This is a genomic window from Amycolatopsis roodepoortensis (assembly GCF_024628825.1).
Taxonomy (GTDB): Bacteria; Actinomycetota; Actinomycetes; order Mycobacteriales; family Pseudonocardiaceae; genus Amycolatopsis; species Amycolatopsis roodepoortensis.
On the sequence record NZ_CP102415.1, the window covers coordinates 7,648,818 to 7,674,989 of the forward strand.

Annotated in this window: 26 protein-coding genes; 13 read left to right on the top strand and 13 right to left on the bottom strand. The window is 69.2% G+C overall.

All coding sequences use genetic code 11. The features are described 5' to 3' along the window. Positions 1–27 precede the first annotated feature (27 nt). Both NQK81_RS36825 and NQK81_RS36830 read right to left on the bottom strand, forming a co-directional pair. Positions 28–1,611 carry a sodium:solute symporter gene (locus NQK81_RS36825; protein WP_257485159.1) on the bottom strand — a complete coding sequence of 528 codons (1,584 nt, stop codon included), beginning with the start codon at positions 1,609–1,611 and terminating at the stop codon, positions 28–30. 9 nt (positions 1,612–1,620) lie between these two features. After that, the gene (locus NQK81_RS36830) at positions 1,621–2,829 is read right to left on the bottom strand and encodes an anhydro-N-acetylmuramic acid kinase (protein WP_257485160.1); all 1,209 of its coding nucleotides are present in this window, start codon (positions 2,827–2,829) and stop codon (positions 1,621–1,623) included. A gap of 152 nt (positions 2,830–2,981) precedes the next feature. On the opposite strand from NQK81_RS36830, the gene ftsY reads away from it, so the two are divergent. Then, positions 2,982–4,286: a signal recognition particle-docking protein FtsY gene (gene ftsY / locus NQK81_RS36835; RefSeq protein WP_257485161.1), complete on the top strand. Its 1,305-nt coding sequence runs from the start codon at positions 2,982–2,984 to the stop codon at positions 4,284–4,286. 97 nt (positions 4,287–4,383) lie between these two features. Here ftsY and NQK81_RS36840 read toward each other — a convergent pair whose 3' ends face one another. Both NQK81_RS36840 and NQK81_RS36845 read right to left on the bottom strand, forming a co-directional pair. After that, complete coding sequence (locus NQK81_RS36840; RefSeq protein WP_257485162.1) at positions 4,384–4,593, bottom strand: hypothetical protein; 210 nt, start codon at positions 4,591–4,593, stop codon at positions 4,384–4,386. Between the two features lie 88 nt (positions 4,594–4,681). Beyond that, positions 4,682–6,178, bottom strand: coding sequence for an MFS transporter (locus NQK81_RS36845; protein WP_257485163.1), 1,497 nt, complete (start codon positions 6,176–6,178; stop codon positions 4,682–4,684). 105 nt (positions 6,179–6,283) lie between these two features. On the opposite strand from NQK81_RS36845, the gene NQK81_RS36850 reads away from it, so the two are divergent. Then, complete coding sequence (locus NQK81_RS36850; RefSeq protein WP_257485164.1) at positions 6,284–7,015, top strand: TetR/AcrR family transcriptional regulator; 732 nt, start codon at positions 6,284–6,286, stop codon at positions 7,013–7,015. Here NQK81_RS36850 and NQK81_RS36855 read toward each other — a convergent pair. Beyond that, entirely contained in the window at positions 7,005–7,781 is a 777-nt protein-coding gene (locus NQK81_RS36855; protein WP_126733446.1) for an IclR family transcriptional regulator, read from the bottom strand. The genes NQK81_RS36850 and NQK81_RS36855 overlap by 11 nt on opposite strands. Positions 7,782–7,884: 103 nt before the next feature. Here NQK81_RS36855 and aceB point away from each other — a divergent pair, with 103 nt between their 5' ends. Together aceB and NQK81_RS36865 are read left to right on the top strand one after the other, a co-directional pair. Continuing rightward, on the top strand, positions 7,885–9,462 hold the full coding sequence (gene aceB, locus NQK81_RS36860; protein ID WP_257485165.1) for a malate synthase A: 1,578 nt from the start codon (positions 7,885–7,887) through the stop codon (positions 9,460–9,462). A 4-nt stretch (positions 9,463–9,466) separates the two neighbouring features. Further along, on the top strand, positions 9,467–10,663 hold the full coding sequence (locus NQK81_RS36865) for a DUF6986 family protein (RefSeq protein ID WP_257485166.1): 1,197 nt from the start codon (positions 9,467–9,469) through the stop codon (positions 10,661–10,663). A 59-nt stretch (positions 10,664–10,722) separates the two neighbouring features. On the opposite strand, the gene NQK81_RS36870 is transcribed toward NQK81_RS36865, so the two are convergent. Further along, positions 10,723–11,031, bottom strand: coding sequence for a hypothetical protein (locus NQK81_RS36870; protein WP_257485167.1), 309 nt, complete (start codon positions 11,029–11,031; stop codon positions 10,723–10,725). Between the two features lie 353 nt (positions 11,032–11,384). Between NQK81_RS36870 and NQK81_RS36875 the strand changes: the two genes are divergently transcribed. After that, positions 11,385–11,630, top strand: coding sequence for a hypothetical protein (locus NQK81_RS36875; protein WP_101609689.1), 246 nt, complete (start codon positions 11,385–11,387; stop codon positions 11,628–11,630). On the opposite strand, the gene wzt is transcribed toward NQK81_RS36875, so the two are convergent. Then, positions 11,606–12,364, bottom strand: a complete 759-nt coding sequence (wzt, locus tag NQK81_RS36880) for a galactan export ABC transporter ATP-binding subunit Wzt/RfbE (protein ID WP_257485168.1) — start codon at positions 12,362–12,364, stop codon at positions 11,606–11,608. The two genes, NQK81_RS36875 and wzt, sit on opposite strands and share 25 nt — an antisense overlap. A gap of 74 nt (positions 12,365–12,438) precedes the next feature. On the opposite strand from wzt, the gene NQK81_RS36885 reads away from it, so the two are divergent. After that, the gene (locus tag NQK81_RS36885) at positions 12,439–13,077 is read left to right on the top strand and encodes a TetR/AcrR family transcriptional regulator (protein WP_257485169.1); all 639 of its coding nucleotides are present in this window, start codon (positions 12,439–12,441) and stop codon (positions 13,075–13,077) included. 62 nt (positions 13,078–13,139) lie between these two features. Here NQK81_RS36885 and NQK81_RS36890 read toward each other — a convergent pair whose 3' ends face one another. The 5 genes from NQK81_RS36890 to NQK81_RS36910 form a co-directional block, all read right to left on the bottom strand. Next, positions 13,140–14,393, bottom strand: coding sequence for an HNH endonuclease signature motif containing protein (locus tag NQK81_RS36890; protein ID WP_257485170.1), 1,254 nt, complete (start codon positions 14,391–14,393; stop codon positions 13,140–13,142). Between the two features lie 279 nt (positions 14,394–14,672). Next, entirely contained in the window at positions 14,673–15,149 is a 477-nt protein-coding gene (locus NQK81_RS36895) for a GNAT family N-acetyltransferase (protein ID WP_257485171.1), read from the bottom strand. A gap of 9 nt (positions 15,150–15,158) precedes the next feature. Further along, positions 15,159–15,764 (bottom strand): DsbA family protein, encoded by a 606-nt coding sequence (locus NQK81_RS36900; RefSeq protein ID WP_126733441.1) that lies wholly within the window; start codon positions 15,762–15,764, stop codon positions 15,159–15,161. 35 nt (positions 15,765–15,799) lie between these two features. After that, a complete protein-coding gene (locus NQK81_RS36905; protein ID WP_126733440.1) occupies positions 15,800–16,282 on the bottom strand; it encodes a MarR family winged helix-turn-helix transcriptional regulator in 483 nt (160 codons plus the stop codon). Positions 16,283–16,284: 2 nt separating this feature from the next. Next, complete coding sequence (locus NQK81_RS36910) at positions 16,285–17,706, bottom strand: PucR family transcriptional regulator (RefSeq protein ID WP_257485172.1); 1,422 nt, start codon at positions 17,704–17,706, stop codon at positions 16,285–16,287. Between the two features lie 160 nt (positions 17,707–17,866). On the opposite strand from NQK81_RS36910, the gene NQK81_RS36915 reads away from it, so the two are divergent. From NQK81_RS36915 to NQK81_RS36945, 7 genes are all read left to right on the top strand, one after another. Next, the gene (locus NQK81_RS36915; protein ID WP_126733438.1) at positions 17,867–18,736 is read left to right on the top strand and encodes an FAD binding domain-containing protein; all 870 of its coding nucleotides are present in this window, start codon (positions 17,867–17,869) and stop codon (positions 18,734–18,736) included. Next, positions 18,727–19,197: a (2Fe-2S)-binding protein gene (locus NQK81_RS36920; RefSeq protein ID WP_125673221.1), complete on the top strand. Its 471-nt coding sequence runs from the start codon at positions 18,727–18,729 to the stop codon at positions 19,195–19,197. Before NQK81_RS36915 ends, NQK81_RS36920 begins: the two co-directional genes overlap by 10 nt. Next, entirely contained in the window at positions 19,194–20,543 is a 1,350-nt protein-coding gene (locus tag NQK81_RS36925; RefSeq protein WP_257485173.1) for an 8-oxoguanine deaminase, read from the top strand. Before NQK81_RS36920 ends, NQK81_RS36925 begins: the two co-directional genes overlap by 4 nt. Further along, positions 20,540–22,822: a xanthine dehydrogenase subunit D gene (pucD, locus tag NQK81_RS36930; RefSeq protein ID WP_257485174.1), complete on the top strand. Its 2,283-nt coding sequence runs from the start codon at positions 20,540–20,542 to the stop codon at positions 22,820–22,822. Before NQK81_RS36925 ends, pucD begins: the two co-directional genes overlap by 4 nt. A 33-nt stretch (positions 22,823–22,855) precedes the next feature. After that, on the top strand, positions 22,856–23,350 hold the full coding sequence (locus tag NQK81_RS36935; RefSeq protein ID WP_126733435.1) for a nucleoside deaminase: 495 nt from the start codon (positions 22,856–22,858) through the stop codon (positions 23,348–23,350). Positions 23,351–23,559: 209 nt separating this feature from the next. Further along, entirely contained in the window at positions 23,560–25,002 is a 1,443-nt protein-coding gene (locus NQK81_RS36940; RefSeq protein ID WP_126733434.1) for an NCS2 family permease, read from the top strand. Continuing rightward, positions 24,993–25,364 (top strand): allophanate hydrolase-related protein, encoded by a 372-nt coding sequence (locus NQK81_RS36945; RefSeq protein ID WP_257485175.1) that lies wholly within the window; start codon positions 24,993–24,995, stop codon positions 25,362–25,364. Before NQK81_RS36940 ends, NQK81_RS36945 begins: the two co-directional genes overlap by 10 nt. 43 nt (positions 25,365–25,407) lie before the next feature. Here NQK81_RS36945 and NQK81_RS36950 read toward each other — a convergent pair whose 3' ends face one another. Then, positions 25,408–26,097: an Ig-like domain-containing protein gene (locus NQK81_RS36950; protein WP_257485176.1), complete on the bottom strand. Its 690-nt coding sequence runs from the start codon at positions 26,095–26,097 to the stop codon at positions 25,408–25,410. Between the last annotated feature and the right edge of the window lie 75 nt (positions 26,098–26,172).

A 26,172-nucleotide genomic window follows, 5' to 3' on the forward strand; every position in this document is an offset into this window, starting at 1 on the left:
CTAACCGTCCTTACCACTCACGAGGCCCTAGACGGGAGTGGACTCCTTCACGTCCGGTTCGGCCAGCGGGTCCACGCTCCCGTGCCGCAGCGAGAGCAGCCCGCCCACGACGAGCGTGATCACCACACCGCACAGCGTGTACCACGGCCACGCCAGCGCGACGGTGTTCCCGGAAGCCTTGCTGAAGTCGACGCCGATCAGGCTGCCGTCCGGTTTGTTGAACTTGACGCCCAGGATGATGAACGCCATCACGATCACCGTCGACACGAATGCCACGATCGCGTCGGCCTGCCTCGCCCGCTTGAACAGCAGGCCCAACAGGAACGCGCCGAGCAGGGCGCCGTAGGTGTACCCGGTGATGCCGAGCGCCTGCACCACGATCGGATCGGCCGAGGTCTTGTTGGAGGAGGCGAAGAAACCCGCGCACAGGATCAGCGCGCCCGCCCAGACGATCGTCCAGATCCGGCCGTGCTTCAGCCGGTCGGCTTCCGGGAGTTCCCGGCCGATCACCCGTTCGTAGACGTCGGTCACCGTCGACGAGGCCAGCGCGCCGAGTGACGAACTCAGTGCGGCGGCGAGGATCCCGGCGATCACGAAGCCGGACAGACCGCTCGGCAGGTCGTTCACGATGAAGTTCGCGAACAGTTCGTCCTTGTTGGCCAGCCCCAGTCCTTCCGGCTTCGGCTTCGTCGGGGCGAGACCGTTGTACAGCGCCCACAGCAGCACGCCGATGAACAGGAACAGCGCGAACTGCAGGAACACCACGAATCCGCTGGCCACCAAGGCCTTCCGCGCGGCGCGCAGATCGTTGGTCGCCTGGAGGCGCTGCACGATCAGCTGATCCGAGCCGTGCGAGGCCATCGAGAGCACCGCGCCACCGATCAGCGCGGTGAAGAACGCGTACTGCCCGGTGAGCATGTTCGAGGAGAAGTCGAAGATCTGGAACTTGTTCGCGTCGACGGCCTTGCCGAACCAGCCGTCGGGCAGCCTGCCGGAGATCGCCCAGATCACCACGACCGCGCCGAGGACGTACCAGAGCATCTGGATCGCGTCGACCCAGACGACCGCGCGGACCCCGCCGAAGAAGCTGTAGAGCACCATCGCGATACCGAGGCCGATCACGATCGTCCAGTACGAGACGTTCAGGCCGTAGGCCGCCATCACCACCTTGATCGGGATCGCGGTGGCGAACAGCCGGATCCCGTCGGCCAGCGTCCGGGTGAGCAGGAAGGTCACCGACGCGGTGCCCTGCAGCCCGCTGCCGAAGCGTTTGCCGAGGAAGGCGTACGCGGTGACCAGGTTGCCCGCCACGTAGCGCGGCAACAGCACCATCGACACCACGATCCGGCCGGCGATGTAGCCGATCGCCAGCGCCAGGTACGTCATCCCGCCGTCGCCGGGGGTGGCGATGTAGGCCACCGTCGGTACGGAAAGGACGGTGAGGGTGGACGTCTCCGCGGACACCACCGAGAGACAGGCCACCCACCAGGAGATCTTGCCTTCACCGACGAAGTAGTCGGAGCCGGATTTCTGTTTGCCGCCGATCCAGACGCCCAGCAAGGGCATGCCGACCAGAAAAAGCCCGATGATCGCGAGGTCAAGTGCGCGCATCCGTATCTCCTATCGCTCGCCGGTCTTCGCCGCTACCCGTAGCCGGGTCACGGTTGAGCTGTGCGGGGCGGGGAGCCGCAGGGGCCCCGCGCCCGGGGTGATGCTGCCGAGCAGCCGGTCGCCGCTGGCTCCGGTCGCCGACGGGAGGTTCCCCGGGACGCCGGACCAGGTCAGCCAGCCGAGCAGAATGGTCAGGTATGCCTCTTTGCCCGCGCGGGGCAGCCCGTGGTCGTCGCTGGTCTTCAGCGCCGTGTCCGGCAGGTTCCTGGCGAGCGCGGCCATCAGCGCCGGGTTGTCGGCGCCGCCGCCGGAGACGATCACCGTGGCGATGGCGTGGCGACGGCATTCCGCGGCGATGGTCACCGCGGTCAGTTCGGTGAGCGTCGCCAGGAGGTCTTCCGCACCGACCGGCGGGAGCCCGTCGAGCGCTTCGTCGAGATACGTGGCGTGGAACAGTTCCTTGCCGGTGGACTTCGGCGGCGCGGCCGCGTAGTAGGGATCGAGCAGGAGTTTCGCCAGCAGGTCGGGCCGTACGTTTCCGCGCAGGGCGAGTGCTCCGCCGATGTCGGCGCGCAGCCCGGTGGCGCGGTGCGCGGCGATGTCCATCAGCGCGTTGCCGGGGCCGGTGTCGTAGGCCAGGACCGGACCGCTCGCGGGGACGACGGTGATGTTCGCGATCCCGCCGATGTTCAGCGCCGCGACCGGGCCTGCCGCGGCCATTTCCCGGAGCCACAACGCGTCCAGCGTGCTGGCGAGCGGCGCGCCGTGCCCGCCGGCGGCGACGTCGCGGACGCGCAGGTCGGCCACCACCGGCAGCCCGGTGCGCTCGGCGATCCACGCCGGGTTCCCCAGTTGCAGCGTGCCGCGCGCGACGCCGTCCTCGACCCAGTGGAATACCGTCTGGCCCAGCGAAGCGACGACGTCCGCCTCGCCGCCGGCCAGTTCCTCGACCCCGCGCGCGGCCGCCTCGGCGAAGGCCTGGCCCACCAGGGTGTCGAGTTTCGTGAGCTGCTCGGCGTCGCAGGGATTCGGCGGCAAGGCGGCGAGCAACGCCTCGCGGAGCGCTTCGGGATAGGGGACTTCGAGCTGGCCGAGCGGCGAGAGCACCACCGTGTCCCCGTCGGCGCGCAGTTCGGCGGCCGCCACGTCGATCCCGTCGATCGACGTGCCGGAGATGAGCCCGATCACCCGGACCCCAGTGCCGGAGGAAACCGTCATTCGGAGTGGTTTATCCGTCGATCCGGAGGGCGCGCAAGCCGGACCGTTTCTTCTTGTCCGAAATGAGTCCTATCCAGTGGGTGTTTGACAAGATCGGCTTGCTTCCCGTGGGGCGTCTGAGCGCGACGGGGTGCGGATGCGAGGATGGCGCCGTGTCGAGTACCCCCTGGTTCTGGATCGTTGTCGTTGCCGTCGTGGTCCTGGTCGCCGTACTGGTGGCCGGGCTGCTCATCGCGCGCCGCCGCCGGATCAGCCTGGACGAGTCCAAGGCTGCCGACGTCGTCGAGAAGCCGAAGGGCGGCGGTTATACCGCGACAGGCGGGATCGCGCTCGCCCCTGGTGGCGAGAAGACCGAGGAGCCGGAGCACCCGGTCGAGGATCGCCCGGAGACCGACGGGCAGCCCGCCGTCGGGGACGACGCGGCGGTGCCGAGGGATTCCGCGCAGCGCACGGTGCGCGACGTCGAACTTCCCGAACCGGCCGAGGAAGCGGCACCCGAGCCCGCCCCCGTCGAGGAGATCGCCCCGGCCACCGGCCGCCTGGAGCGGCTGCGCGGCAGGCTGGGCAAGTCCCGGTCGGTGTTCGGGCAGAGCCTGCTCGGCCTGCTGGGCGCCGGTGACCTGGACGAGGACTCCTGGCAGGACGTCGAAGACACGCTGCTCATGGCGGACCTGGGCGCCGCGACGACCACCGAGATCGTCGAACGCCTTCGTGACGAGCTGAAGCGCCGCGCGGTGCGGACGTCGGAGGAGGCGCGCGCGGTCTTGCAGGAGGTGCTGACCGCCGCCCTCTCGACCGACGCGGTCCGGGCCGTCCGCGCGCTGCCGCACACCGTCGACGGGAAGAAGCAGCCCGCCGTCGTGCTGGTCGCCGGGGTCAACGGCACCGGCAAGACCACCACCACCGGCAAACTCGCCCGGGTGCTCGTCGCGCAGGGGAGCACCGTGGTGCTCGGCGCGGCCGACACCTTCCGCGCCGCCGCGGCGGACCAGCTCCAGACGTGGGCCGAGCGCGTGGGCGCGGAGGTCGTGCGGGGCAAGGAAGGCGCGGACCCGGCGGCGGTCGCCTTCGACGCCGTCAAACGCGGCACCGAGGCCGGCGTGGACACGGTCCTGATCGACACCGCGGGCCGCCTGCACACCAAGACCGGCCTGATGGACGAGCTGGGCAAGGTCAAGCGAGTCGTCGAGAAGCAGGCGAAGGTCGACGAGGTGCTGCTGGTACTCGACGCCACCACCGGGCAGAACGGGCTGATGCAGGCCCGCGTGTTCTCGGAGGTCATCGACGTCACCGGCATCGTGCTGACCAAACTGGACGGCACCGCGAAGGGCGGCATCGTCTTCCAGGTGCAGCGCGAACTCGGGGTGCCGGTCAAGCTGGTCGGCCTCGGCGAGGGACCGGACGACCTGGCGCCGTTCGAGCCGGGCGCGTTCGTCGAGGCCCTGCTCAGCAGCTAGGACCCTGACGGCTGCCACCAGCGGGAAGGTCGGGCTGAGCTGCCCGGGCTTTGGAGGGCTTGCGTGCAGGCTTGGGGGCGCCCGGTTTGGCTCCGCCTCACGCGTCGGGATAGCCGTCGACCCTCTGCGAGATCAGCCGTACCGGTGCTTTCGCGCTCCGCCGGTACGGCAGGGTGTACTTCACGGTGATGTCGAGGTCGCTGGTCGCTTCGGCGCCTGGGACGCTGAGGTCGTGGCGCCGTGACTTCCGGTCGAGCGTCTTCTCCGCGACTTTCTGTCCGATCCAGGCGATCACCGATTCCACCATCTGACATCCCCCGCCCGGCCCTGTTTCGAGGCTACGACGAAGGCCCCACCTCCGGCTGAGCCGAAAGAGGGGCCTTCGCGCGTTTTCGTCAGACGGCGGCGGGAGCCTTCTCCTCGGTCCCCGCCGGTGCGGTCTTCTTGTCCCGCATCACCAGGAACGCGAGCACCGCCGCGGCCAGCACCCCGACCGCGCTCACCAGGAACGTCGTCGACATCGCCGAGGTGAACGACTCGCGGGCCGCGGCGATGAGGCCGCCGTCGCCGGTCGCGAAGGCGTCACCGATCGAAAGCCTCGCCTGCGCCGGGGCGGACTCGGGCATGTTCGCGGTGAACAGGCCCGACACGACGCTGCCCAGGATCGCGATGCCGAGCGCGGCGCCCAGCTGCTGGATGGTGTCGTTGAGCGCGGAGCCGACACCGGCCTGCTCCTCCGGGACCTCGCCCATCAGCGCCGCGATCGCCGCCGGCATCGCCACTCCGCCACCCGCGCCGAGCAGGAACAGCGCGGTCGCGGGCAGCAGGAAGCCCTCGTTCGCCGACATCGTCGCGAGCAGGCCGAACCCGCCCGCCATCACGATCATGCCGACCGTGGTCAGTGCCCGGTTGCCGATCTTCTGGCCCAGCGTGGCGCCGAGGGTGTTGAACAGCAGCGACGCGACGGCCATCGGGATGAACGCGAGACCCGCCTCGGTCGGGGTGTAGCCGAGCACGAACTGCAGGTACTGGGTGAGGAGCAGCAGGAGCCCGCCGTTGCCGATCTGCACCAGCGTGAGCGACAGGCTGCCACCGCTGAAGTTGCGCTTGCGGAACAGCACGAGCGGGACCATCGGCGACGGCGTGTGCTGCTCCCAGAACACGAAACCGGTCAGGCACACCACCGCGACCGCCAGCGGGATCAAGGTCCCCGCCTCGGCGATGCCGTGCTTGGGGAGCTCGATGATCGTCCAGACCAGCGCGACCATGCCCGCCGCCGACAGGAGCGCGCCGAGCGGGTCGGGCTTCTGCCACGGGCCCTTGGACTCCGGCATCAGCGTGAGCGCGGCGATCACCGCGATGACGACGATCGGCACGTTGATCAGGAACACCGCGCCCCACCAGAACCACGCGATCAGCACGCCGCCCAGCACCGGGCCGCCGATCAGGCCGATCATCGCGACCGCGCTCCACGCCGCCATCGCCTTGCGGCGCTCTTCGTCGTCGAAGACGGTGATCAGGATCGACAGGGTGCTCGGCATGATCAGCGCGCCGCCGACGCCCATCACCGCGCGGGACACGATCAGTTCGAGCGGATTCGCGGCGAACGCCGCGACGAGTGAGGCCACTCCGAAGAGCAGGAGGCCGATGAGCATCACCTTCCGGCGGCCGAACCGGTCACCGAGGCTTCCCGACGTGAGCAGCAGGCCTGCGAACACCAGGATGTAGGAGTCCAGGATCCACTGCGTGTCCTGGGCACTGGCGCCGAGGTCTTCGGCCAGCGGCGGGACGGCGACCGTCAGCACCATGTTGTCGACGACCAGTACGAGCGTGCTCAGGCACAACACGATCAGGATCCACCAGCGGCGTGGATCGCGGACGGGTTCGTTCATCGGGAAACCCCCAGAAGTTTGCGTACGTTGTTCGGCTGATGCGCACACTGTACGCATGACGAAACGCCGTACGCAAGGGGGTACTTCGTGCGCTAAGGTGGGGGCATGTCGATCGAGGAGCAACCGATCCAGTCGGTATGGACCCGTCCGCGCCGGAAGCGGGACCAACCCGCGCTGAGTCAGGCGCAGATCGTGGCCGAGGCCGTCCGGCTCCTGGACGTCGAAGGTGTCGACGCGCTGAGCATGCGCAGGCTGGGCACCGCGCTGAACGCGGGCGCGACGTCGCTCTACCGGCACGTCGCCAACCGCGACGAGTTGATCGAACTGGTCGTCGACGAGGTCTACGGCGAGATCACCGTGCCGGACGGCGACGATCCGGAGCGGTGGCGGGAAGCCGCCGTCGTGGGGGCGGAAAGCGTCCGCGCGATGATCCTGCGGCACCCATGGGTCGCTTCACTGCTCGGCTCGGTCGGCCTGTCGTATCTGGGCCCGAACGTCATGCGGCTCAACGAGCGGCTGCTGGGGGTCTTCGTGGCCGCGGGATTCCCCGGCGACGAGGCCGAGCAGGCGATCAGCGCGGTGATCTCCTACGTCATCGGCATGGGGACGACCGAGGCGGCCTGGCTCACGACCGTCGCCAGGAGCGGCCGGAGCGAAAGCGAGTGGGCGGAGCGGCTGCGGCCCGCCGTCGAGGAGGCGGTGCAGGGACATCCGCACCAGCGGGAAATGCTCGCCAGGACCGTCGCCGAAACCGATCCGGTCCGGCTCCGCGACGAGAAGTTCCGCTACGGGCTGGACAGGATGCTCGACGGCCTGGAGGCCAGGCTCAAACGGTGACCCCGTCCTTCGAAAGGGTCGAACCGAGCGAGTTCGCGATCCGCTGGACGACGGGCGCGATCCGCTCGACGGCCTCCATCGTCAGCCGTCCCGACGGCCCGGACACCGAGACGGCCGCCGGCACCGGCGCGCCCGGCACCGCGACGGCCACGCAACGGACACCCAGCTCCTGCTCCGCTTCGTCGAGCGCGTAACCCTGCTGGGCGATTTTCGCCAGCTCGCGCAGGAGCGCGTCCTGGTCGGTGAAGGTGTGCTCGGTGTAGGAGGGCATGCCCGTCCTGGCGAGCAGCGCCGTGACGTCGTCGGACGGCAGATGCGCGAGCATCGCCTTCCCCACGCCGGTGCCGTGCGGCAGGAGACGCCGCCCGACCTCGGTGAACATCCGCATCGAGTGCTTCGAGGGCACCTGGGCGACGTAGACGACCTCGTCGCGCTCGAGGACGGCGAGGTTCGCGGTCTCGCCGACCTCGTCGACCAGCTCCGCGAGCAGCGGGCGGGCCCACGAGCCGAACTGCATGCTGGCGTTCTCGCCCAGCCGGATGAGGCGGGCGCCCAGCGCGTACCGGCGGTTGGTGTTCTGCCGGACGTAACCCAGGTCCACCAGCGTCCTGATCAGCCGGTGGATGGTCGGCATCGGCAACCCGGACAGGGTCGCCAGCTCCGAAAGGCTGGCCTCCCCGCCGGTGTCCGCGAGATGCTCGAGGAGCTCGAAGGCCCGCTGAAGGGACTGGACGCCGCCGTCGCGCCCGTTCTTCTCCGCTGCCACCGTGGTACTCCTTACGTCTGCGTTGATGTTCCGCTATGCAGAAACTATAGTCCGTCATGTAAAACCGTAGGGACGTTATCTTTCCGAACTCGGGGTGTTACTCATGTCTGAAGCTCAGGTGCTCGGCGATCCGGTCGAGCGCGGGGACGAAATCCTCACGCCGGAGGCGCTCGCCTTCCTCGCCGGCCTGCACGAGGCCTTCGCCGCCCGCCGCGACGAGCTGCTGCAGGCCAGGAGCAAGCGCCGCGAAGAGGCCAGGGTCACCGGCAAACTCGACTTCCTGCCCGAGACCAAGGAAATCCGCGAGAGTGACTGGAAGGTCGCCGAGGCGCCGCCCGCGCTGCGCGACCGCCGGGTCGAGATCACCGGCCCCACCGACCGCAAGATGACCATCAACGCGCTGAACTCCGGCGCCAAGGTCTGGCTCGCCGACCTCGAAGACGCCAACACGCCGCACTGGGCGAATGTCGTCTCCGGCCAGGTCAACCTGTACGACGCGGTCCGCGAGACCATCACGCTGGAAAGCGGCGGCAAGAGCTACGCGCTGAAGGACGACGTCGAGCACGCGACCATCGTCGTCCGCCCGCGCGGCTGGCACCTCGACGAGCGCGGCCTGTCCTTCGGCGGGCGGCAAGCCGTCGGCGCGCTGGTCGACTTCGGCCTGTACTTCTTCCACAACGCGCAGGAACTGCTCAACCGCGGCAAGGGCCCGTACTTCTACCTGCCGAAGATGGAGAGCCACCTCGAAGCCCGGCTCTGGAACGACGTCTTCACCCACGCGGAGAAGGCGCTCGGCATCGAGCACGGCACCGTCCGCGCGACCGTGCTGATCGAGACCATCCCGGCCGCGTTCGAGATGGAGGAGATCCTCTACGAACTGCGCGAGCACGCCTCCGGCCTCAACGCCGGCCGCTGGGACTACCTGTTCAGCGTCATCAAGTACTTCCGTGACGCGGGGGAGAAGTTCGTCCTGCCGGACCGCAACTCGGTCACCATGACCGCGCCGTTCATGCGCGCGTACACCGAACTGCTGGTGCGCACCTGCCACAAGCGCGGCGCGTTCGCGATCGGCGGGATGGCCGCGTTCATCCCGAACCGCAAGGACCCCGAGGTCACCGCCGCGGCGCTCGACAAGGTCCGCGCCGACAAGAGCCGTGAGGCGGGCGACGGCTTCGACGGTTCCTGGGTCGCGCACCCCGGCATGGTGGACATCTGCCGCGAGGAGTTCGACAAGGTCCTCGGCGACAAGCCGAACCAGCTCGACCGCACCCGCGACGAGGTGTCCGTCACCGCCGACCAGCTGCTCGACGCGGCCTCGACGCCGGGCAGCGCCACCGCGGCCGGGCTGCGCGCCGCCGTGGACGTCGGCATCCGCTACATCGCCTCCTGGCTGGGCGGCAACGGCGCGGCGGCCATCCACAACCTGATGGAGGACGCGGCCACCGCGGAGATCTCGCGTTCGCAGGTGTGGCAGTGGGTGCGCAACGGCACCCAGCTCGACACCGGCGACAAGGTGACCGGGGAGCTGGTGCGCGGCGTGCTGGCCGAAGTCCGCGGCGAACTCGCCGCCGAGATCAAGCCGGAGCTGCTGGAGCCCGCCGTCGAGCTGTTCGAGCAGGTCGCGCTCGCCGACGAGTTCCCGGACTTCCTGACCCTGCCCGCCTACGAACGGATCAAGTAGACAGATGGGGAACGGGCGGCTCACCGAGGACGTCTACACCGCCGCTGACGCGCGTCTGGCCGAGGCCGACGCGCGCGTCGCGGCCAAGTATCCCGGCGAGCCGCCCGGCCGCCAGCCCGTGCACACCGTGTACGTGCCCGCGTCGCAGTACAAGACGCGGCTCGTGGCGGACTGGGGCAAGCAGGCCTTGCGGGTTTTCGGCGAGCACGCCGATCAGCTGGGCCTGGACGCGGACATCGCCGACCGGGTCCGGACCAAACTGCTGACCGAGCCGATCGAGGATCTGCGGATCGATTTCGAGGACGGCCTCGGCAGGCCGGGCGACGACGAAGAGGACGCCATCGCGCTCGCCGCCGGCAGGACCCTCGCCGTCACGGGCGGCACGCCGTTCGTGGGCATCCGGTTCAAGAGCTTCGAGCAGGCGACCCGCCGCCGCGGTATCCGCACGCTCGATCTCTTCCTGGCCGGGTTGCTGGAAAGCGGCCCGCTGCCGGACGGTTTCGTCGTCACGCTGCCGAAGGTGACCGCCGTCGAGCAGGTCGAAGTGGCGGCGGATGTCCTGGAGCGCCTCGAATCCGCGTACGGGCTGCCCGAGGGCGCGCTGCGGTTCGAAGTCCAGATCGAGACCGCGCAGTCCATTGTGGACATCGATGGGACGGTGGCGGTGCCGCGGATCATCGAAGCCGCGCGCGGCCGGTGTTCGGGGCTGCACTACGGAACCTACGACTACAGCGCCGGGCTCGGGATCAGCGCCGAGTACCAGAGCATGGAACATCCGGCCGCCGATTTCGCCAAGCAGCTCATGCAGGTTTCGGCCGCGGGTACCGGCGTCCGGCTTTCCGACGGCTCGACGAACAAGCTGCCCGTCGGCGACGCGATCCTCCCGGCCTGGCGCGAACATCTGCGGCTCGTGCGGCGTTCTCTGGAACGAGGCTTTTACCAGGGCTGGGATCTGCACCCGCACCAGCTGCCGTCCCGGTTCGCCGCGACGTACGCGTTCTTCCGCGAAGGTTTCCCGGCCGCGCTGGGCCGGTTGCGGGATTACGCGGACCAGACCGGTCGTGGGGTGCTGGACGAGCCGGCGACCGCGCAGGCTCTGGCGAGCTTCTTGCTGCGGGGGCTGGATTGTGGCGCCATCGACGTGGGGGAGCTTTCGTTCTCCCGGGCGGAGTTGGACGGCTACGCGCGCCGGACGGTATGAGCAGCGGCTGAGCGAACGTCTTTCGTGGCAGACGCTCGCTCAGCCGCTGCTCGCCGGCGTCAGCCGGACTTCGCGACGAGCACCAGCATGGCGAGCTGGGCTGCGATCGTTCCAGCCGTCGCCCACACCGGAAAGGCGGCCGGAACCACCTGCAACGTGAGCGCCGGGCCGAGTACGGCTCCGAGTACCAACAACGTGTTCAGGATCGTCGCGAGTAGCCGACGGGTTTCAGTGGCGGGCACCGCCGCTTCGGCCTTCAGCTCGGTCGTTTCGATTCTGACCCTGGCGAGCGGGCTCGGTGTCCCGGCCCAGCTCGGTACTGCATCCACGGGCGCGGCTTCTTCCGGGCCCTCGATTTCGGCAGCCATGCGCATGCCCTTTCCGGCCCAGTCAGGCGAGCCGGGATTGGCGCGTCAAGCTGGGGACCACTTTTGCCCGGAGGCGACTTCCCTCCAGATCCGCGGCTCGCGGATTTCCCCTCTCCAACCCGTGTGCCGCGTTCCTCCTGCCAGACCGACGAAGTGAGTGGTCGCACTTGCCGTCCGTCGCATGGGACGGATGCCGGTCCGGTTCGGCCCCGGAGGGCCGAGACCCACTGTAGGACCGCCGTGAGGGAAGCCGCAACCCTTCTCACACATTTTCGGTGTGAGAAATGTGGTTAACGTGTGTCTTCTGTGTCAGCATGGACAGGCGGCTCTTCGCCGCAGGGAAGGGAGCGGGTATGCCATCGGTCGAGGAGACCGCGACCGGCCGCCCCGCGGTGGTCGATCGCGTCAATGTCGCGCTGATCGCCGAGGCGGTCGACGCGCTGGGCAAACTGCAGGAGCGCACCGGGTTGAAGAAGGTCGACCTGGTCAACCGCGCGCTGCTGATCTACGAGTTCGTCGACGCGGAACTTCGCGCCGGCAAACAGGTCGTGCTGCGGGATCCGGACGGGCAGGATCAGCTGGTCAAGATCTTCCTTTGATCGCCGTGATAGGTGGCGAGAACCTCGTCGAGCGAGCCGCGCGCGCGGATGCGGCCCTCGTCCATCCAAAGGCCCGTGGAGCACAGTTCCCGCAGCAGTTCGTCGGAGTGCGAAGCGAACACCAGCACGCCGGAGCGGCGGGCGAGGTCGACCAGCCGTTCGCGCGCCTTGGTCAGGAACGCGGCGTCGATCGCGCCGAGGCCCTCGTCGAGGATGAGGATCTCCGGGTCGATGGTGGTGACCACGCCGAGCGCGAGCCGGACCCGCATGCCGGCGGAGTAGGTGCGTAAGGGCAGGTGCAGGTAGTCGCCGAGTTCGGTGAACTCCGCGATGTCGTCGACCCGTTTCGCCATCTGCTTGCGGCTCATGCCGAGGAACAGGCCCCGGATGAGGATGTTTTCGTGGCCGGAGACCTCGGGATCGAGGCCAACGCCGAGGTCGAACACCGGCGCGATCCGCCCGACGACGCGCGCGGTGCCCCTGGTCGGCTCGTAGATGCCGGACAGCAACCGCAGGAGCGTGGACTTCCCGGCGCCGTTGTGCCCGACCAGGCCGACGCGATCGCCTTCGCGTAGCGACAGCGAGACATCCCTCAGGGCCTCGATGATCGGGACCTTCGAGCCGGTGCCGATCTTGCCGCCGACCTTGCCGAGCACCCGTTTCTTCAGCGACCGGGTTTTGGCGTCGAAGATCGGGAAATCGACGTAGGCGCCCCGCACCTCGATGCTCACCACGGTCCGGCCTCCTCGCGCTCGGCAGATGCGAACGGAAGTTATCATTCGCATCTTGGTGCGGTAACGTGCGGGCGGTGAGTCGATCCGTCGATCTGGGCTTCCGGCCGCCGCAGCAAGCCCGAAGCCGGGAGTCCCTGCGGAAGGTGCTGGCCGCCGCAGAGCATGTCCTGGCAGGCCAGGGCTTCGAAGAGTTCACCGTCGCGGCGGTCGCCGAGCGGGCCGGAATGTCGGTGGGCGCGATCTATCGCCGGTTCGACGGCAAGAACCAGCTGCTGTATGCCGTGAAGGACGAACTTCTCGGGCGGCTGGAGACCGGCGTCCGCGACGCGCTCGGCTCCGCGGAGCCCGGCCTGGGCGGGGTCGTCGGCGCGTTCACCCAGGGATTGGCGGGGACCTTCGCCCGCCACGACCGGATCTTCTCCGAGCTGCTCGACGGCCAGCGCGCAGAAGGACGCGACCGCGGCCTCCAAGCGCTGGCCACGATCCAGCGCGATTTCGTGGAGGCGGCTCGGCCTTGCTTCGGAGAGGTCCGGCGGCCGGACGCGGAGCGGGCGATCCGGATGATGAGCCGGACCGTCATCGGGTCTTGTGTGCATCGGGCGGCCAGCGGCCGGTTCTGGCCCGACGGTTTGAGCTGGGATGTTTGGGCGAGCGAGACGACCGAGATGGCGTTGGCCTATCTGGTGTCGGGTGGGTCTTCGGAATCGGCTTGAAGGAATCTGGTTCGGGCATGACGAGGGGCCCGTCGCCGGTGTGGCTGGCGGGCTCCTCGGGTTCAGCGGTGATGCAAGGTGTTGCGCCGGGGTTGTCGGAGCGGATCTCGGTATTGGGGTGGGATGAATTCCGGTAATCCGTCGGCGGCCATGCGGACTTCCCAGTCGCCGTGGTGGATCAGGCGGTGGTGGAAACTACATAGCAGCACCAGGTTTCGGAGGTCGGTGGGGCCGTCGTCTGCCCAGTGCTCAATATGGTGGGCGTGGCAATTCTTGGGTTTCCGATGACAGCCCGGGAACGCGCAGCCACCGTCGCGGATATTCAGCGCCCGTCGTTGCCCGGGCGTGACGAAGCGTCGTAGCCTCCCCACATCGAGGGGTTCTCCGGCGGTGCTCATCACGACCGGGAGCATCAGGCAGTCGCAGGCCGCCAGCCGCGCTTCCCGCGCCGTCATCGACCCGACGAAGTCCAGGCACGCGGTCCCGAGACCCGACTTCAGCTCCTCAAGCCCGATGGTGACATGCACGAGAGTGCGATAACCGCTGGTGCCCGGCTGGTCCGGGCACGCGATCGCGAGATCGAGGAGTTCGGCCCAGGCGTCTCCCAGGCGTTCGCACTTCATCCGAAGATCGGCCTGGCCGAATTCGTCGACTGGCCGTGGTTGGGCGTAGGCCTCAAGTGCGGCGGCGGTGCGGGCGCCGGTCTCGTCATCGAGGAGGCCGGTGAGTTTCCAGAAGCCGTCTTTGCGGCGTTCCAGGGTGATTTCGCGGCGTGGTTGTTTGGGTTCGGGGTCTTGGGGTTCGTTGCCGTCGGGGTCCAGCCAGCCCAGGAGGTTCGCTTCGGCCTTGGCGAGCTGCTGCGGACTAGCGGTCGGGGCGAGGTCGGCGAGGATCTTCTCCGCGACCGCCTTATCTTCGGCGGAGGTGTCGGCGGGGAGTCTCTTCAAGATCTCCAGGATCTGGTCGATCCGCTCGTCCCCGACCAGCCCCTCGGCGGCGACCGCGGCGGTCTCGGGTGCCACGGCCGGGGCTTCGGTGCCATCCAGGTTCCGTGTCGGGTTCAAAGCGATCGCCCGCTTCATCACCGCACCAGCCTCGGCCCGCGACAAACCGGCCATCTCCGCGAACCAACTCGCCGTAGTCCCATGCCCGAACAAGTCTTTCGCACCCCGGGACTCGACCTCCGCCAGAAACCGCCCCAAACCAGCGGTGGCCATCCGAATCACCTGCAGAGACTGCTGCACGCCATGGGCAAGCTCCAGCTTGCCGGCACGCCACAGTTCTTGCGGCAACTCGGGGAGGAAGGTCTCGGACACACCTCCATAATACCCGAAAAAATCGAACAGATGTTCGTAATTTTAAGCAACAAGCGAAACGTGCATACAACACCGAAGGGTGATGCGGCTGCGCAGGAAGATCACGCAAAGAAAGCAGGTTGCGTTTAGTTGGCTAAACGTGCGGCTGCTTGCGGGGCCGCCACGGTCGCGGCATCGGCACTCGTGAACGCAGCAAAAGGAACGCAGTTGGTCGACTAGACGCATACCGCAGTTAGCCGGCTAAACGCATACCGCAGTTAGCCGGCTAAATGCGAAGGGTCAGACGGGCTTGGCGTAGCGCAGGCAAGGCACCGAAACCGGGCCGTCAGGTCCGGCGACCCGATTGTCGAACTCTCCCTCGTCGGCCCACCCGCACCGTTCGTAGAACCGCCGCGCCCGCGCGTTCCCCGGCGCCACCGCGAGCCAGGCGCGCGAGTGCCCGCCCGCACTCACCAGCCGTTCGGCTTCCGCGAGCAGCGCGCCTGCCACCCCGCTCCCGCGATGGTCCGACGAAACGTAGACCTGTTCGACCTCGTCCCCGACGACCATCACGAAACCCGCCACCTCGCCGTCCAGCACGGCGACGGTCGTGTCGCCGACGCGGGCCGCGGCCCGCTCCCAGAACGATTCACGGGTGCGGATCCGGACGAGCGAGTCGGGCACGTTGCCGAGATGGCCGTCCTGCCAGCCGTGGTACCAGATCTTCGCGACGGCGTCGGCGTCCGCGGGGGTCGCCGGTCGAATCGTCAAAGGCATGCGCGAAGTCTAGGAAACCAGCGCGCCGATCCGCCGCTCCACTTCGTCCGCGCTCGCGTTTCCGGCAACCAGCGTCACCACCTGCTCCGACGGCAAGGAGGCCAAAAGAGTCGGATAGCCGGTGACGCCCAATTCCCGTGCCCGCCGGAAGTCGTCCGCGGCGGAAACCCGGTCCAGTGCGGCCTCGACGGCGTCCCCGTCCAGGCCTGCCCGCTGCGCGACCACGCGATAGGTCGAGACCTCGGACAGGCTCAGCCCGTCGAGGTAGAACGCCTCCTGAAGCAGCGCCGCGAGCCGTACCGCGCGGTCCGGCCCGACCTCGCGCAACGCCGCCATTCCGCAGGCGGCGGCCTCGGAGTCCATGACGAACTCCCCGTCCGCGATGAGCCGTTCGTAGCTCTCCCCGAACGGCGCGCCGGTCCGGCGGGTGATCTCGGCATTGGCTCCCTGGACGTAGCCGAACTGCCGGATCGGCACCCGCCGCCCGCCGAGGAAAAGGCCGCCGGACACCACTTCCACCGGCAGGTCCGGATGCCGGTGCGCGACGTCGGCCATGGTGCGGGCGAACCCGTACGACCAGCCGCAGTACGCGTCGAAGACATAGATGAGCTTCATGACCGAACCAACGATGTCTGACTGGTCAGATATTCCTAGCGGAGCTTGGGGAGTGCGTCACGTGCCGAGTGGCTCAGTGTCCGGAGGTCCTGTGCGAACCGTTCGCGATGGTCCGCGGGCAGCGGGTCGAGGAAGAGCCGCTGGATGTTCTCGACGTGCACCCGCGCGGCCCGCACGGTCGTCTCCTCGCCTTGCGCGGTCAGCCGCACGAGCTGCACGCGACGATCCTGGGCGTCGGACGAACGGACGACGAGGCCGAGGGTGGTCATCCGGTCGACCAGCCTGGTCGCGCCACCGGTGGTCAGCACCTGTTCCTGCGCGATGGCGCGCATGCTCATCCCGGCTTCACCCGACCTGCCGACGATGAGCAGGACCTCGAACATCAGGTGCGAGATCCCGCATTCCGCCTCCAGCGCGCGGCCGAGCAGGTATTCGAGCCGGTTCGCGGCGCCCATCATCCGGCCGAAGGCGACCACGCGCGGGTCGTAGGCGGCTTCTTTCGCCGTGGTGATGCCCATTTTCAGCTCCCTGCCGACAAGGCCAAATAGACGTCGAGCTGTTCGGTGAACTCGGTCAGGTCGGTGCCGAGCAGTTCACTCGCGCGCCCGATCCGGTACCGCAACGTGTTGACGTGGACGTGCAGCGCCCGCGCGGCCCGCGTCGGCGAGCCGGAGCATTCGAGGTAGACGCGCAGGGTGTGCACCAGATCGGTGCCCTGTTCGGCGTCGTAGCTCAGCAGCGGGCCCAGCACCCGCCGCCGCAACGCCGCCCGCAGGTCGTCGGGCGCGCCCGCCAGCAGCAGCCGGTGCATCCCGATCTCGCCGCCGGGGACGACCTCGATCGTGCCGGGCCGTTCCGCCGCCACGGCCAGCGCGTAGCGCGCGACCTCTTTCGCGCCCCGCAGCACGGAAACCGGGGAGCGGTCGCTGACGCCGATCAGCACCCGGCGGCACGGCAACAGGGATTCGACGCCGGTCAGGGTGCCGGTCACCGTGGCGGGCCAGTCCTCCGGCCATTCGCCGTCGTCCTCGGCCAGTGCCCAGGTGGTCTCCCCGGCGGGGCCGACGAGTGCGCCCGGCGGCAGGAGTTCGGTCAGGATGCCGCGTGCCGCTTCGGATCCTTCGGTGCGCGCGACGACGACCCGTAGATCGCCGCGGAGCCCGGTCGCGGTCAGCGCCGCGTGCGGATCGCCCCCTTCGTCGAGCGCGGCGAGCAACGGTTCGAGCACCCTGTCGGTGACGGCGCGGACCTCGTCCGCCCGCGTGCGCGCGAGCCCGATCAGCCCGGCGAGTTCCTCGGCGATCTCGGCCTGTGAGGCGGTCAGCCTGCCGCCGATCGCGAGCAGCCACGGCAACGCGTGCCTGCCGCCGACGGGCCGCACCGAGACGTCGTCGGCTTCCAGGGAACGCCCGCCCGCGGCGACGAACCGGCGCACCAGCTCCGACGGGGTGCCGACAGGTACCACCCAGCAGGGGAGGCCGATCTCGCCGCGCGCCCGCTCCAGGAGGGCTTCGACCGACGAGTCTTCCGTCGCCGCCGAAAGCAAACGTTTGCGAGCGCCTTCCGCGGCCGCGGCCAGTGCCAGGACGACGCGTTCGGTGACGACCGAGAACGACAGGTCCGCCGGCACCTCCAGCAACGGGATCCCGTGTCGCGTACAGGCTTCGACGAGGTCTTCGGGAATCCCGTCGGAGTCGGCTCCGGACGCCGCCAGCGCCGCGGCCCCCGCCTTCGCGAGCGCCGCGACGAACGCCTCCGAATCACCCGGCCCGCGCCACCACAGCAACCCGCTCAGGACGAGCTCGCCCGCCGACACGTACCGCCCGGGATCGGACAGTTCCGTGACGTAGATCCGGGACACCGGACGGTCGAGCAAAGCCGTCCCGGCGCGGACGCGCAAGCGCAGCCCGGGGAGCGCGAGCAGAGTTTTCACGGTCGTCATCAGGTTTGTTTTCACGGTCGTCATCAGGTTTGTAGGAAAGCACAAAACGACCGGCGCGTGCAGGGGAGATTTCATGCTTCGGCACCGTTGCCGCCGTGCGGGCGCAGGGCGTCTACTGAGTCAGCCGTCACACAACGCCGCCGAACCGAGGAGCCCGAGAGTGGATTTCCTGCGCCCCAGCTCGCTGACCGAGGCGCTCGCCGTCAAGGCCGAGCGGCCCGACGCGGTGCCCATCGCGGGCGGCACGGACGTCATGGTGGAGCTCAATTTCGACCACCGCCGCCCCGGCGCGCTGCTCGATCTCAACCGCGTCACCGAACTCGCCGAGTGGAGCGAGAGCGACGGCAGGATCCGCCTCGGCGCCTCGGTGCCCTACGTCCGGGTGATCGCTGAGCTGGGTGAAGTTCTGCCCGCGCTGGCGATGGCCTCGCGCACGGTCGGCTCGCCGCAGATCCGCAACCGGGGCACCGTCGGCGGCAACCTCGGCGCCGCCTCACCCGCCGGGGACACGCATCCCGTTCTGCTCGTGCTCGGTGCCGAGGTCGAGGCCGCCTCCGTCCGCGGCACCCGGCTGATCCCGGCCGAGGAGTTCTACCTCGGCGTCAAACGCAACGCCCTCGAACCCGACGAGCTGATCACCGCGGTGCACCTGCCAGCCGAGGTCGGCCCTCAGCAGTTCGCCAAGGTCGGGACGCGCAACGCGATGGTCATCGCGGTCTGCTCGTTCGCGCTGGCCCTGCACCTGGACACCCGCGAGATCCGCGCGGCCGTCGGGTCGGCGGCGCCGACACCGCGCCGTGCGACCGCCGCCGAAGAGTTCCTCGGTGCCGAGCTTCCCTGGTCCACCAAGGCTTCGATCACCGATTCCGTCAAACGCCGGTTCGGCGAGCTGGTCTCCCAAGCGGCGTCGCCGATCGACGACGTCCGCGGCAGCGCCGACTACCGCAAGCACGCGCTGTCCGTCCTGGCGCGGCGAACGCTGACCTGGGCGTGGAACGACTTCCAGAAGGGTGAACGCGAGTGCGCGTGAACGTGACGATCAACGGTGAGTCCCGCCAGGCCGACGACGTCTGGGAGGGCGAAAGCCTGCTGTACGTCCTCCGCGAGCGGCTCGGCCTCCCGGGCTCCAAGAATGCCTGTGAACAGGGCGAATGCGGCTCCTGCACGGTGTACCTCGACGACGTCCCGGTGTGTTCGTGCCTGGTCGCGGCCGGTCAGGTCGAAGGCCGCGAGGTGCGCACGGTCGAAGGGCTCGCCGAAGGCGACAAGCTGGACCGCGTCCAGCAGTCCTTTGTGGACGCGGGTGCCGTCCAATGTGGCTTCTGCACGCCTGGTCTCGTGGTGGCCGCGCACGATCTGCTCAACCGCGTCGAAAACCCCGCCGACGAAGAGATTCGCGAGGCGCTGGCGGGGAACCTCTGCAGGTGTACCGGATACGAGAAGATCCTCGACGCCGTCCGGCTGGCCGCGACCAGGGGAGAGACCACGTGAAGACCGTCATCGAGAACGCCGCGATCGCCACCGTCGACGGAGCGGGCACCGAGCACGCCTCGGGCCACGTCGTCATCGAGAACGACCGGATCGCGGCGGTCGGCGCGGGGAAGGCGCCCGACGGCGAGTACGACGAACGCGTCGACGGCTCCGGCTGCCTGGTCACACCCGGTCTGATCAACACCCACCACCACCTCTACCAATGGGCCACGCGCGGCCTCGCCGCCGATCACACGCTCTTCGAGTGGCTCGTCGCGCTGTACCCGGTCTGGGGCAGGCTCGACGCCGAGATCACGCACGCGGCGGCCACGGCCGGTCTCACCCGGCTCGCGACCACCGGTTGCACCACGGTCGCCGACCACCACTACGTCTTCCCGCGTGACGGCGGCGACCAGGTCGAAGCCCTCGCCGCCGCACGGATCCGGGTCGGTGTGCGGCTGCACGTCGTCCGCGGCTCGATGGACCGGGGCGAGTCGCAGGGCGGGCTCCCGCCGGACAACCTCGTCGAGGAGACCGAGGCCGCGCTGCTCGGCACCGAGGCCGCGATCGAGCGGTTCCACGACGCCTCCGCCGGCGCGCATCTGCAGATCGCGGCCGGCCCGTGTTCGCCGTTCTCGGTGAGCGAGCGGCTGATGACCGGCGCGGCGGAATTGGCGCGCCGCAAGGGGGTGCGGCTCCACACCCATCTCGCCGAGACGGTCGACGAGGAGAAGCAGTGCCTCGCCGAAGTCGGCTGCACCCCGGCCGAATACGCCGACAAACTCGGCTGGCTCGCCGACGACGTCTGGCTCGCGCACTCGATCCACCTCGCCCCGGAGGCGATCCGGCGGATGGGTGCCACCGGCACCGGTGCGGCACATTGCCCGACGTCCAACGGGCGGATCGGCGCCGGGATCGCCCCCGTCCGGCAGCTGCTCGACGCCGGGGTTTCGGTCGGGCTCGGCGCCGATGGCGCGGCGTCCAACGAATCCGGGGGCCTCGGCGAGGAACTGCACCAGGCGCTGTTGCAGGCGCGGCAGCGCGGCGGACCGCGCGGGCTGACCACGCGTGAGGCCCTGTGGATGGGCACGATGGGCGGCGCGCGCTGCCTCGGCCGCCAGAAGGATCTGGGTTCGATCGAGGTGGGCAAGCTCGCCGACCTCGCGGTCTGGAACCTGAACGGCCTGAACTACGCCGGGATCACCGATCCGGTCGCCGCACTGGTGCTCGGCACGACCCCGCCGGTCGAGCGGCTGTACGTCGGCGGCGCGCCCGTCGTCGAGGGCGGAACGCTGCGCGAGGAATCCGAAGACGAGATCGCCCGTGAGCTGGCCGTGGCCAGTGCGCGACTGAGGGAGACGGTATGACCACCACTGAAGTCTCCAAGCAGACCACCGGGAACGGGGTGGGGACGAGCCCGCAGCGGCCCGACGGCACGGTCAAGGTCCGCGGTGAGTTCGCCTACTCCTCGGATCTGTGGCACGAGGACATGCTGTGGGGCGCGACGCTGCGCAGCCCGCATCCGTACGCGCGGATCACCGGCATCGACATCACCGAAGCCCTTGCGGTGCAAGGGGTGTACGCGGTGCTGACCCATGAAGACGTGCCGGGCGTGAACAAGTACGGCCTGGAGCACGCGGATCAGCCGGTGCTCGCCGTCGACGTCGTGCGCTACCAGGGAGAACCCGTCGCGCTCGTCGCCGCGGACCACCCCGAGACCGCGCGCCGCGCGATGAAGCGGATCAAGGTCTCCTACGACGTCCTCGAACCGGTGACGGACTCGGAGAAGGCCGCCGCCGGCGAGGGAGCCGAGCTGCACCCCGGCGGGAACGTCGTGCGGTACGCCAAGATCCGGCACGGCGACCAGTCGGTGAAGGCCGACGTCGTGGTGTCCGGGGTCTACGAGGTCGGCATGCAGGACCAGGCCTTCCTCGGGCCGGAGTCGGGTATGGCGATCCCGGACACCGAAGGCGGCGTCGACCTTTACGTGGCCACGCAATGGCTTCACGTGGACCAGCAGCAGATCGTCGCCGCGCTGGGCCTGCCCAAGGACAAGGTGCGGCTGACGCTGGGCGGGGTCGGCGGCGCGTTCGGCGGCCGTGAGGACCTCTCGATCCAGGTCCACGCGTGTCTGCTGGCGCTGCACACCGGCAAGCCGGTCAAGATGGTGTACAACCGCGAGGAATCCTTCTACGGTCACGTGCACCGCCACCCGGCGAAGATGTACTACGAGCACGGTGCCGACAAGGACGGCCGCCTCGTCTACGTCCGGGCGAAGCTGTACCTGGACGGCGGCGCGTACGCGTCGTCCACCGGCGCGGTGGTCGCGAACGCCGCGACCCTCGGCGTCGGTCCGTACAATGTGGACAGTGCTTCGGTCGATTGCTGGGGCGTGTACACCAACAACCCGCCTTGTGGCGCGATGCGCGGTTTCGGCGCGGTGCAGGCGGGCTTCGCGTACGAGTCCCAGATGGACAAGCTCGCCGAGGCGTGCGGCCTCGACCCGGTCGACATCCGGATCCGCAACGCGATGGCCGAAGGCAGCGTCATGCCGACCGGGCAGATCGTCGACTCGGCCGCCCCGGTCGCCGAGTTGCTGGAACGTCTGCGCGCCAAACCGTTACCGGTCACGCACGAGGAACTCGACCTGCGCCGCATGCCCGGCGGTGTCTCCAACACGACGCACGGCGAGGGCGTCGTCCGCGGTGTCGGCTACGCGGTCGGCATCAAGAACATCTGCTTCTCCGAGGGTTTCGACGACTACTCGACCGCCCGCGTGCGGCTGCAGCTCGTCGGCGGCGAACCCGCGGCGACCGTGCACACCGCCGCCTGCGAGGTCGGCCAGGGCCTGGTCACGATCATGCAGCAGATCGTGCGGACCGAACTCGGCATCGACCAGGTGACGATCCTGCCGATGGACACGAACATCGGCAACGGCGGTTCGACCTCGGCCTCCCGGCAGAGTTACGTCACCGGCGGCGCCGTGCAGGCGGCGTGTGTCGCGGTGCGTTCCGGGCTGCACAAGCATCTGGCGGGCAAGCTCGCCGCGGACGGGAAGCTGAGCGTCGTCGCGAACAAGGTCGTCTCCGCCGACGGCAGCGTGCTCGCGGACCTCGCCGACGTCCTCGGCGACGAGGTCTTCGACGAGACCGTGGAGTGGCGTCACCGTCCGACGGTGCCCATCGATCCCGAGACAGGGCAAGGGAACGCGCACGTCCAGTACGGTTTCGCGGCACACCGCGCGGTCGTGGACGTCGACACCGAGCTCGGCCTGATCAAGGTCGTCGCGCTCGACTGCGCGCAGGACGTCGGCAAGGCGCTCAACCCGCAGGCGGTGCTCGGCCAGATCCAGGGCGGTTCCGCGCAGGGGCTCGGGCTCGCGGTGATGGAGGAGATCCAGACCGACGGCGGGAAGATCCGCAACCCGTCGTTCACCGACTACCTGATCCCGACCGTGCTGGACATGCCGCCGATGGACATCGACGTCCTGGAGCGGCCCGACCCGAACGCGCCGTATGGTCTGCGCGGGGTCGGGGAACCGCCGACGATCTCGTCCACCCCGGCGATCGTCGCGGCCATCCGCGCGGCCACCGGGCTCGCGCTGCCCCGCGTCCCGGTGCGTCCCGAACACCTCACCGGCACCTGAGAATCCGTACTTTTCCGAGCTAGGAGCACATCCGTGGGTACCCGTCTGTCCATTTCGGAGTCCGACGAGCAGAAATGGCTCGCCGAAGCCGTCCGGCTGGCCACCTCGAACGTCGAGCGCGGCGGCGGACCGTTCGGCGCGATGATCGTCCGGGACGGTTCGGTGCTGGCCACCGGCACCAACCAGGTGACGCCGACGCTGGACCCGACGGCGCACGCCGAGGTGGTCGCGATCCGCGCGGCCTGTCAGGCGATCGGCGACTACAAACTCGACGGCTGCGTCCTCGTGACCTCCTGCGAGCCCTGCCCGCTCTGCCTTTCCGCCGCGCTCTGGGCGCGTGTCGGCAAGGTCGTCTACGCCGCGGACCGCCACGACGCGGCCGAGGCGGGCTTCGACGACCGCGAGTTCTACGACCTCTTTTCCCGTCCGCGCGAGACCTGGTCACTACCCGTCGGCCAGCTGTCCCTTCCGGACTCTTTCGCGCCTTTCCAGGCCTGGCTGTCGAAACCCGACAAGAAGGCTTACTGATCCAGGTGAACCCGCGACCGTTATCGCGTCGCCAGGGCACTCGTGCTCGAAGCGACGTGTCAGGTGTGAAGAGGCGCCCTGCCGCCGCGATAACGGGGTCTTCGACCGGGGCGGGTTCACGTCGTAGTCGGCTGGTTCGGCTGCCACAACTGCTCCGCCGACCGGCTTGCTGAGCGAATCTTCCCGCCCCACAACGTTGTGGAGTAGGCATGACCCAATTAGGTACCGAGCGTCCCCACCTGCCCTCGCCCGAGCCGGGGCGGCTGTCCGGGCTCGACCGCTGGTTCAAGATCTCCCATCGCGGCAGCACGATCGGCCGCGAGGTGCGCGGCGGGATCACCACGTTCGTCGCGATGTGCTACATCGTGCTGCTCAACCCGCTCATCCTCGGCGCGTCGGCCGACATCACCGGCGCGAAGCTGACCACCGAGGCGATCACCACCGCGACCGCGCTGGCGGCCGGCGTCACCACGATCCTGATGGGACTGGTCGGCAACGCGCCGCTGGCGCTCGCGGCCGGTCTCGGCGTCAACGGGGTCGTCGCCTTCCAGATGGCTCCGGCGATGACGTGGGCGCAGGCCTTCGGGCTGGTCGTCCTCGAAGGCTTCTGCATCGTGCTGATGGCCGTTTCCGGTGTCCGGGAACGGATCATCAACGCGATCCCGATGGCGCTCAAGGTCGCGATCACCGTCGGCATCGGCCTCTACATCGCGCTGGTCGGCCTGGTCAGCGCGGGATTCGTGACCAGGACACCGGATTCGGCGCAGTCGACGGTGCCGGTGCGGATGGGGATCGCCGGCCATCTCGAAGGCTGGCCGATCGCGATCTTCTGCCTCGGGCTGCTGCTGATGATCGTGCTCGTGAGCCGCGGCGTGCCGGGCGCGGTGCTGATCAGCATCGCGGTCGCGACCGGGCTCGCTGTGCTGGTCAACAGCGTGTTCCACGTCGAAGGCTGGGGGCTGGTCGAACCCAAGGTGCCCGACCAGGTCGTGGCGCATCCCGATTTCAGCCTGCTGGGCGACATCGACCTCTTCGGCGGCTTCGGGTCGGCGGGCGCGGTGACGGCGGCGGTGTTCCTGTTCACGCTGGTGCTGTCCGGGTTCTTCGACGCCATGGGCACGATCACGTCCGTCTCGGAGGAGGCGGGGCTGGTCAAGAACGGCAAGGTCGAGGGGATGGGCCGCATCCTGCTGGTCGACGGCGCGGGCGCGCTGGCGGGCGGCGTCACCGGATCGGCGCCGAACACCGTGTTCCTCGAATCGGCCGCCGGCGTCGGCGAAGGCGCGCGGACCGGGCTGGCGAGCATCGTCACCGGCGGGTTGTTCACCGCCACGCTGTTCCTGACGCCGATCGCGGCGATCGTCCCGGCGCAGGCCGCGGCGCCCGCGCTGGTGGTCATCGGCGGGATGATGATGGCGCAATGCGCGCGGATCCCTTGGCGGGACCTGGATTTCGCGATCCCGGTGTTCCTGACCATCGCGCTGATCCCGTTCACCTACTCGATCACCAACGGGATCGGCGCCGGGCTGGTCGCCTACGTGCTGATCAAGATCTGCAAGGGCAAGATCCGCGAGATCGGCTGGATCCTCGGGATCCTGGCCGCGGTGTTCGGGGTGTACTTCGGGATCGAAGGGATCATGTCGTGGTTCTGATGTTCCTCAACGGCGGCGGGATGCGTGGCGGACCGCTGCACGAACAGTTGCGGGGCGCGCCGTTGTGCTGCGTGGCCCGATCCGCGCCCAAGTACCACTACTACTCCGTGGGCGACCGGTTCCCGGCCATGCACGAGGGCGGTTCCGCGTCGGTCGTGGGCGAGGTCTACGACCTGCCGCTCACGGTGCTGCGGGATCACCTCGTCCCGGCCGAACCGCCGGAACTGGAGCTGGGTGTCATCGAACTGGAGGACGGCGCGGCCTGTCTCGCCACCGTCCTGCGTTCGTCCTATGTGGACTCTCCGGAGCTGACGGACATCTCCGCGGTGGGGGACTGGCGGGCGTATCTCGCGTCCCGCTAGTGGTTCCGTGAAGGCCTCCCCGCGGGGAGGCCTTCACGGAACGTCAGAGCACGAAGACCAGGTCGCTCGCCGCCGCGTGGAACATCTCGGGCGCGCCCGCGTAGAAGGCCCGCCAGGCGCCGGGCTTACGGTGCTCGGCCGAAGCCGCGAAGGCCCAGGTGGTGCCGTTCCAGGTGGCGGTGACCGTCGCCGCCGTGGTCCAGCGGTAGGTGCTGAACGAGAAGTACTGGAGCTCGACCGGGATCGGGTTCGCGGTGTACCGGCCGGGGAACTCGATCGTGCCGGAGCCGGTCACCGCCCTGGCCGCGTCCCGGCCCGCCGCGAACGACGTGATCTTCGCCGGGTGGAGCACGACGATCTTCGCGGTGTCGGCGCCCGAGTTCGCGATCGACGGGTCGGTGGAGAAGAAGTCGGCGCGGTAGTTGCCGGTGCGGATCGGGGTCAGCGTCGCGCTGTACGCACCGGCGGCGTCGGTGACCGGCTTGGCCTGCGCTTCACCGCAGAAGCCGTTGAAGCAGAACGAGATGCCCACCTCGGCGCCCGCGATCGGGGTGGCGTCGGCCTTGGTGAGCTTCCCGGAGATGGTGACGGTCTGCCCGGCGTCGATCTTGGTGCTGCTGGTCGTCGTGGTGAGGGTGGACGGCTGGGCCTCGGCGGCGGTCGCGGGTACCGCGCCCGCGGTGAGCAGCGCGGCCGCGGCGATGGTGCCGATCACGAGCTTCCTGATGATCATGGGCTCCCCAAACGGATTCCGGTGTTGGCGACGGCTAGGTCGGCCGGAAGCCGTGGTGCGTTGCGGGAAAATCCC

Coding starts and splice junctions, on each gene's coding strand:
- NQK81_RS36825 (WP_257485159.1), bottom strand. CDS start 1,611: ATGCGCGCACTTGACCTCGCGATCATCGGGCTTTTTCTGGTCGGCATG.
- NQK81_RS36830 (WP_257485160.1), bottom strand. CDS start 2,829: ATGACGGTTTCCTCCGGCACTGGGGTCCGGGTGATCGGGCTCATCTCC.
- NQK81_RS36840 (WP_257485162.1), bottom strand. CDS start 4,593: ATGGTGGAATCGGTGATCGCCTGGATCGGACAGAAAGTCGCGGAGAAG.
- NQK81_RS36845 (WP_257485163.1), bottom strand. CDS start 6,178: ATGAACGAACCCGTCCGCGATCCACGCCGCTGGTGGATCCTGATCGTG.
- NQK81_RS36850 (WP_257485164.1), top strand. CDS start 6,284: ATGTCGATCGAGGAGCAACCGATCCAGTCGGTATGGACCCGTCCGCGC.
- aceB (WP_257485165.1), top strand. CDS start 7,885: ATGTCTGAAGCTCAGGTGCTCGGCGATCCGGTCGAGCGCGGGGACGAA.
- NQK81_RS36865 (WP_257485166.1), top strand. CDS start 9,467: ATGGGGAACGGGCGGCTCACCGAGGACGTCTACACCGCCGCTGACGCG.
- NQK81_RS36870 (WP_257485167.1), bottom strand. CDS start 11,031: ATGGCTGCCGAAATCGAGGGCCCGGAAGAAGCCGCGCCCGTGGATGCA.
- NQK81_RS36875 (WP_101609689.1), top strand. CDS start 11,385: ATGCCATCGGTCGAGGAGACCGCGACCGGCCGCCCCGCGGTGGTCGAT.
- NQK81_RS36895 (WP_257485171.1), bottom strand. CDS start 15,149: ATGCCTTTGACGATTCGACCGGCGACCCCCGCGGACGCCGACGCCGTC.
- NQK81_RS36900 (WP_126733441.1), bottom strand. CDS start 15,764: ATGAAGCTCATCTATGTCTTCGACGCGTACTGCGGCTGGTCGTACGGG.
- NQK81_RS36905 (WP_126733440.1), bottom strand. CDS start 16,282: ATGGGCATCACCACGGCGAAAGAAGCCGCCTACGACCCGCGCGTGGTC.
- NQK81_RS36910 (WP_257485172.1), bottom strand. CDS start 17,706: ATGACGACCGTGAAAACTCTGCTCGCGCTCCCCGGGCTGCGCTTGCGC.
- pucD (WP_257485174.1), top strand. CDS start 20,540: ATGACCACCACTGAAGTCTCCAAGCAGACCACCGGGAACGGGGTGGGG.
- NQK81_RS36940 (WP_126733434.1), top strand. CDS start 23,560: ATGACCCAATTAGGTACCGAGCGTCCCCACCTGCCCTCGCCCGAGCCG.
- NQK81_RS36950 (WP_257485176.1), bottom strand. CDS start 26,097: ATGATCATCAGGAAGCTCGTGATCGGCACCATCGCCGCGGCCGCGCTG.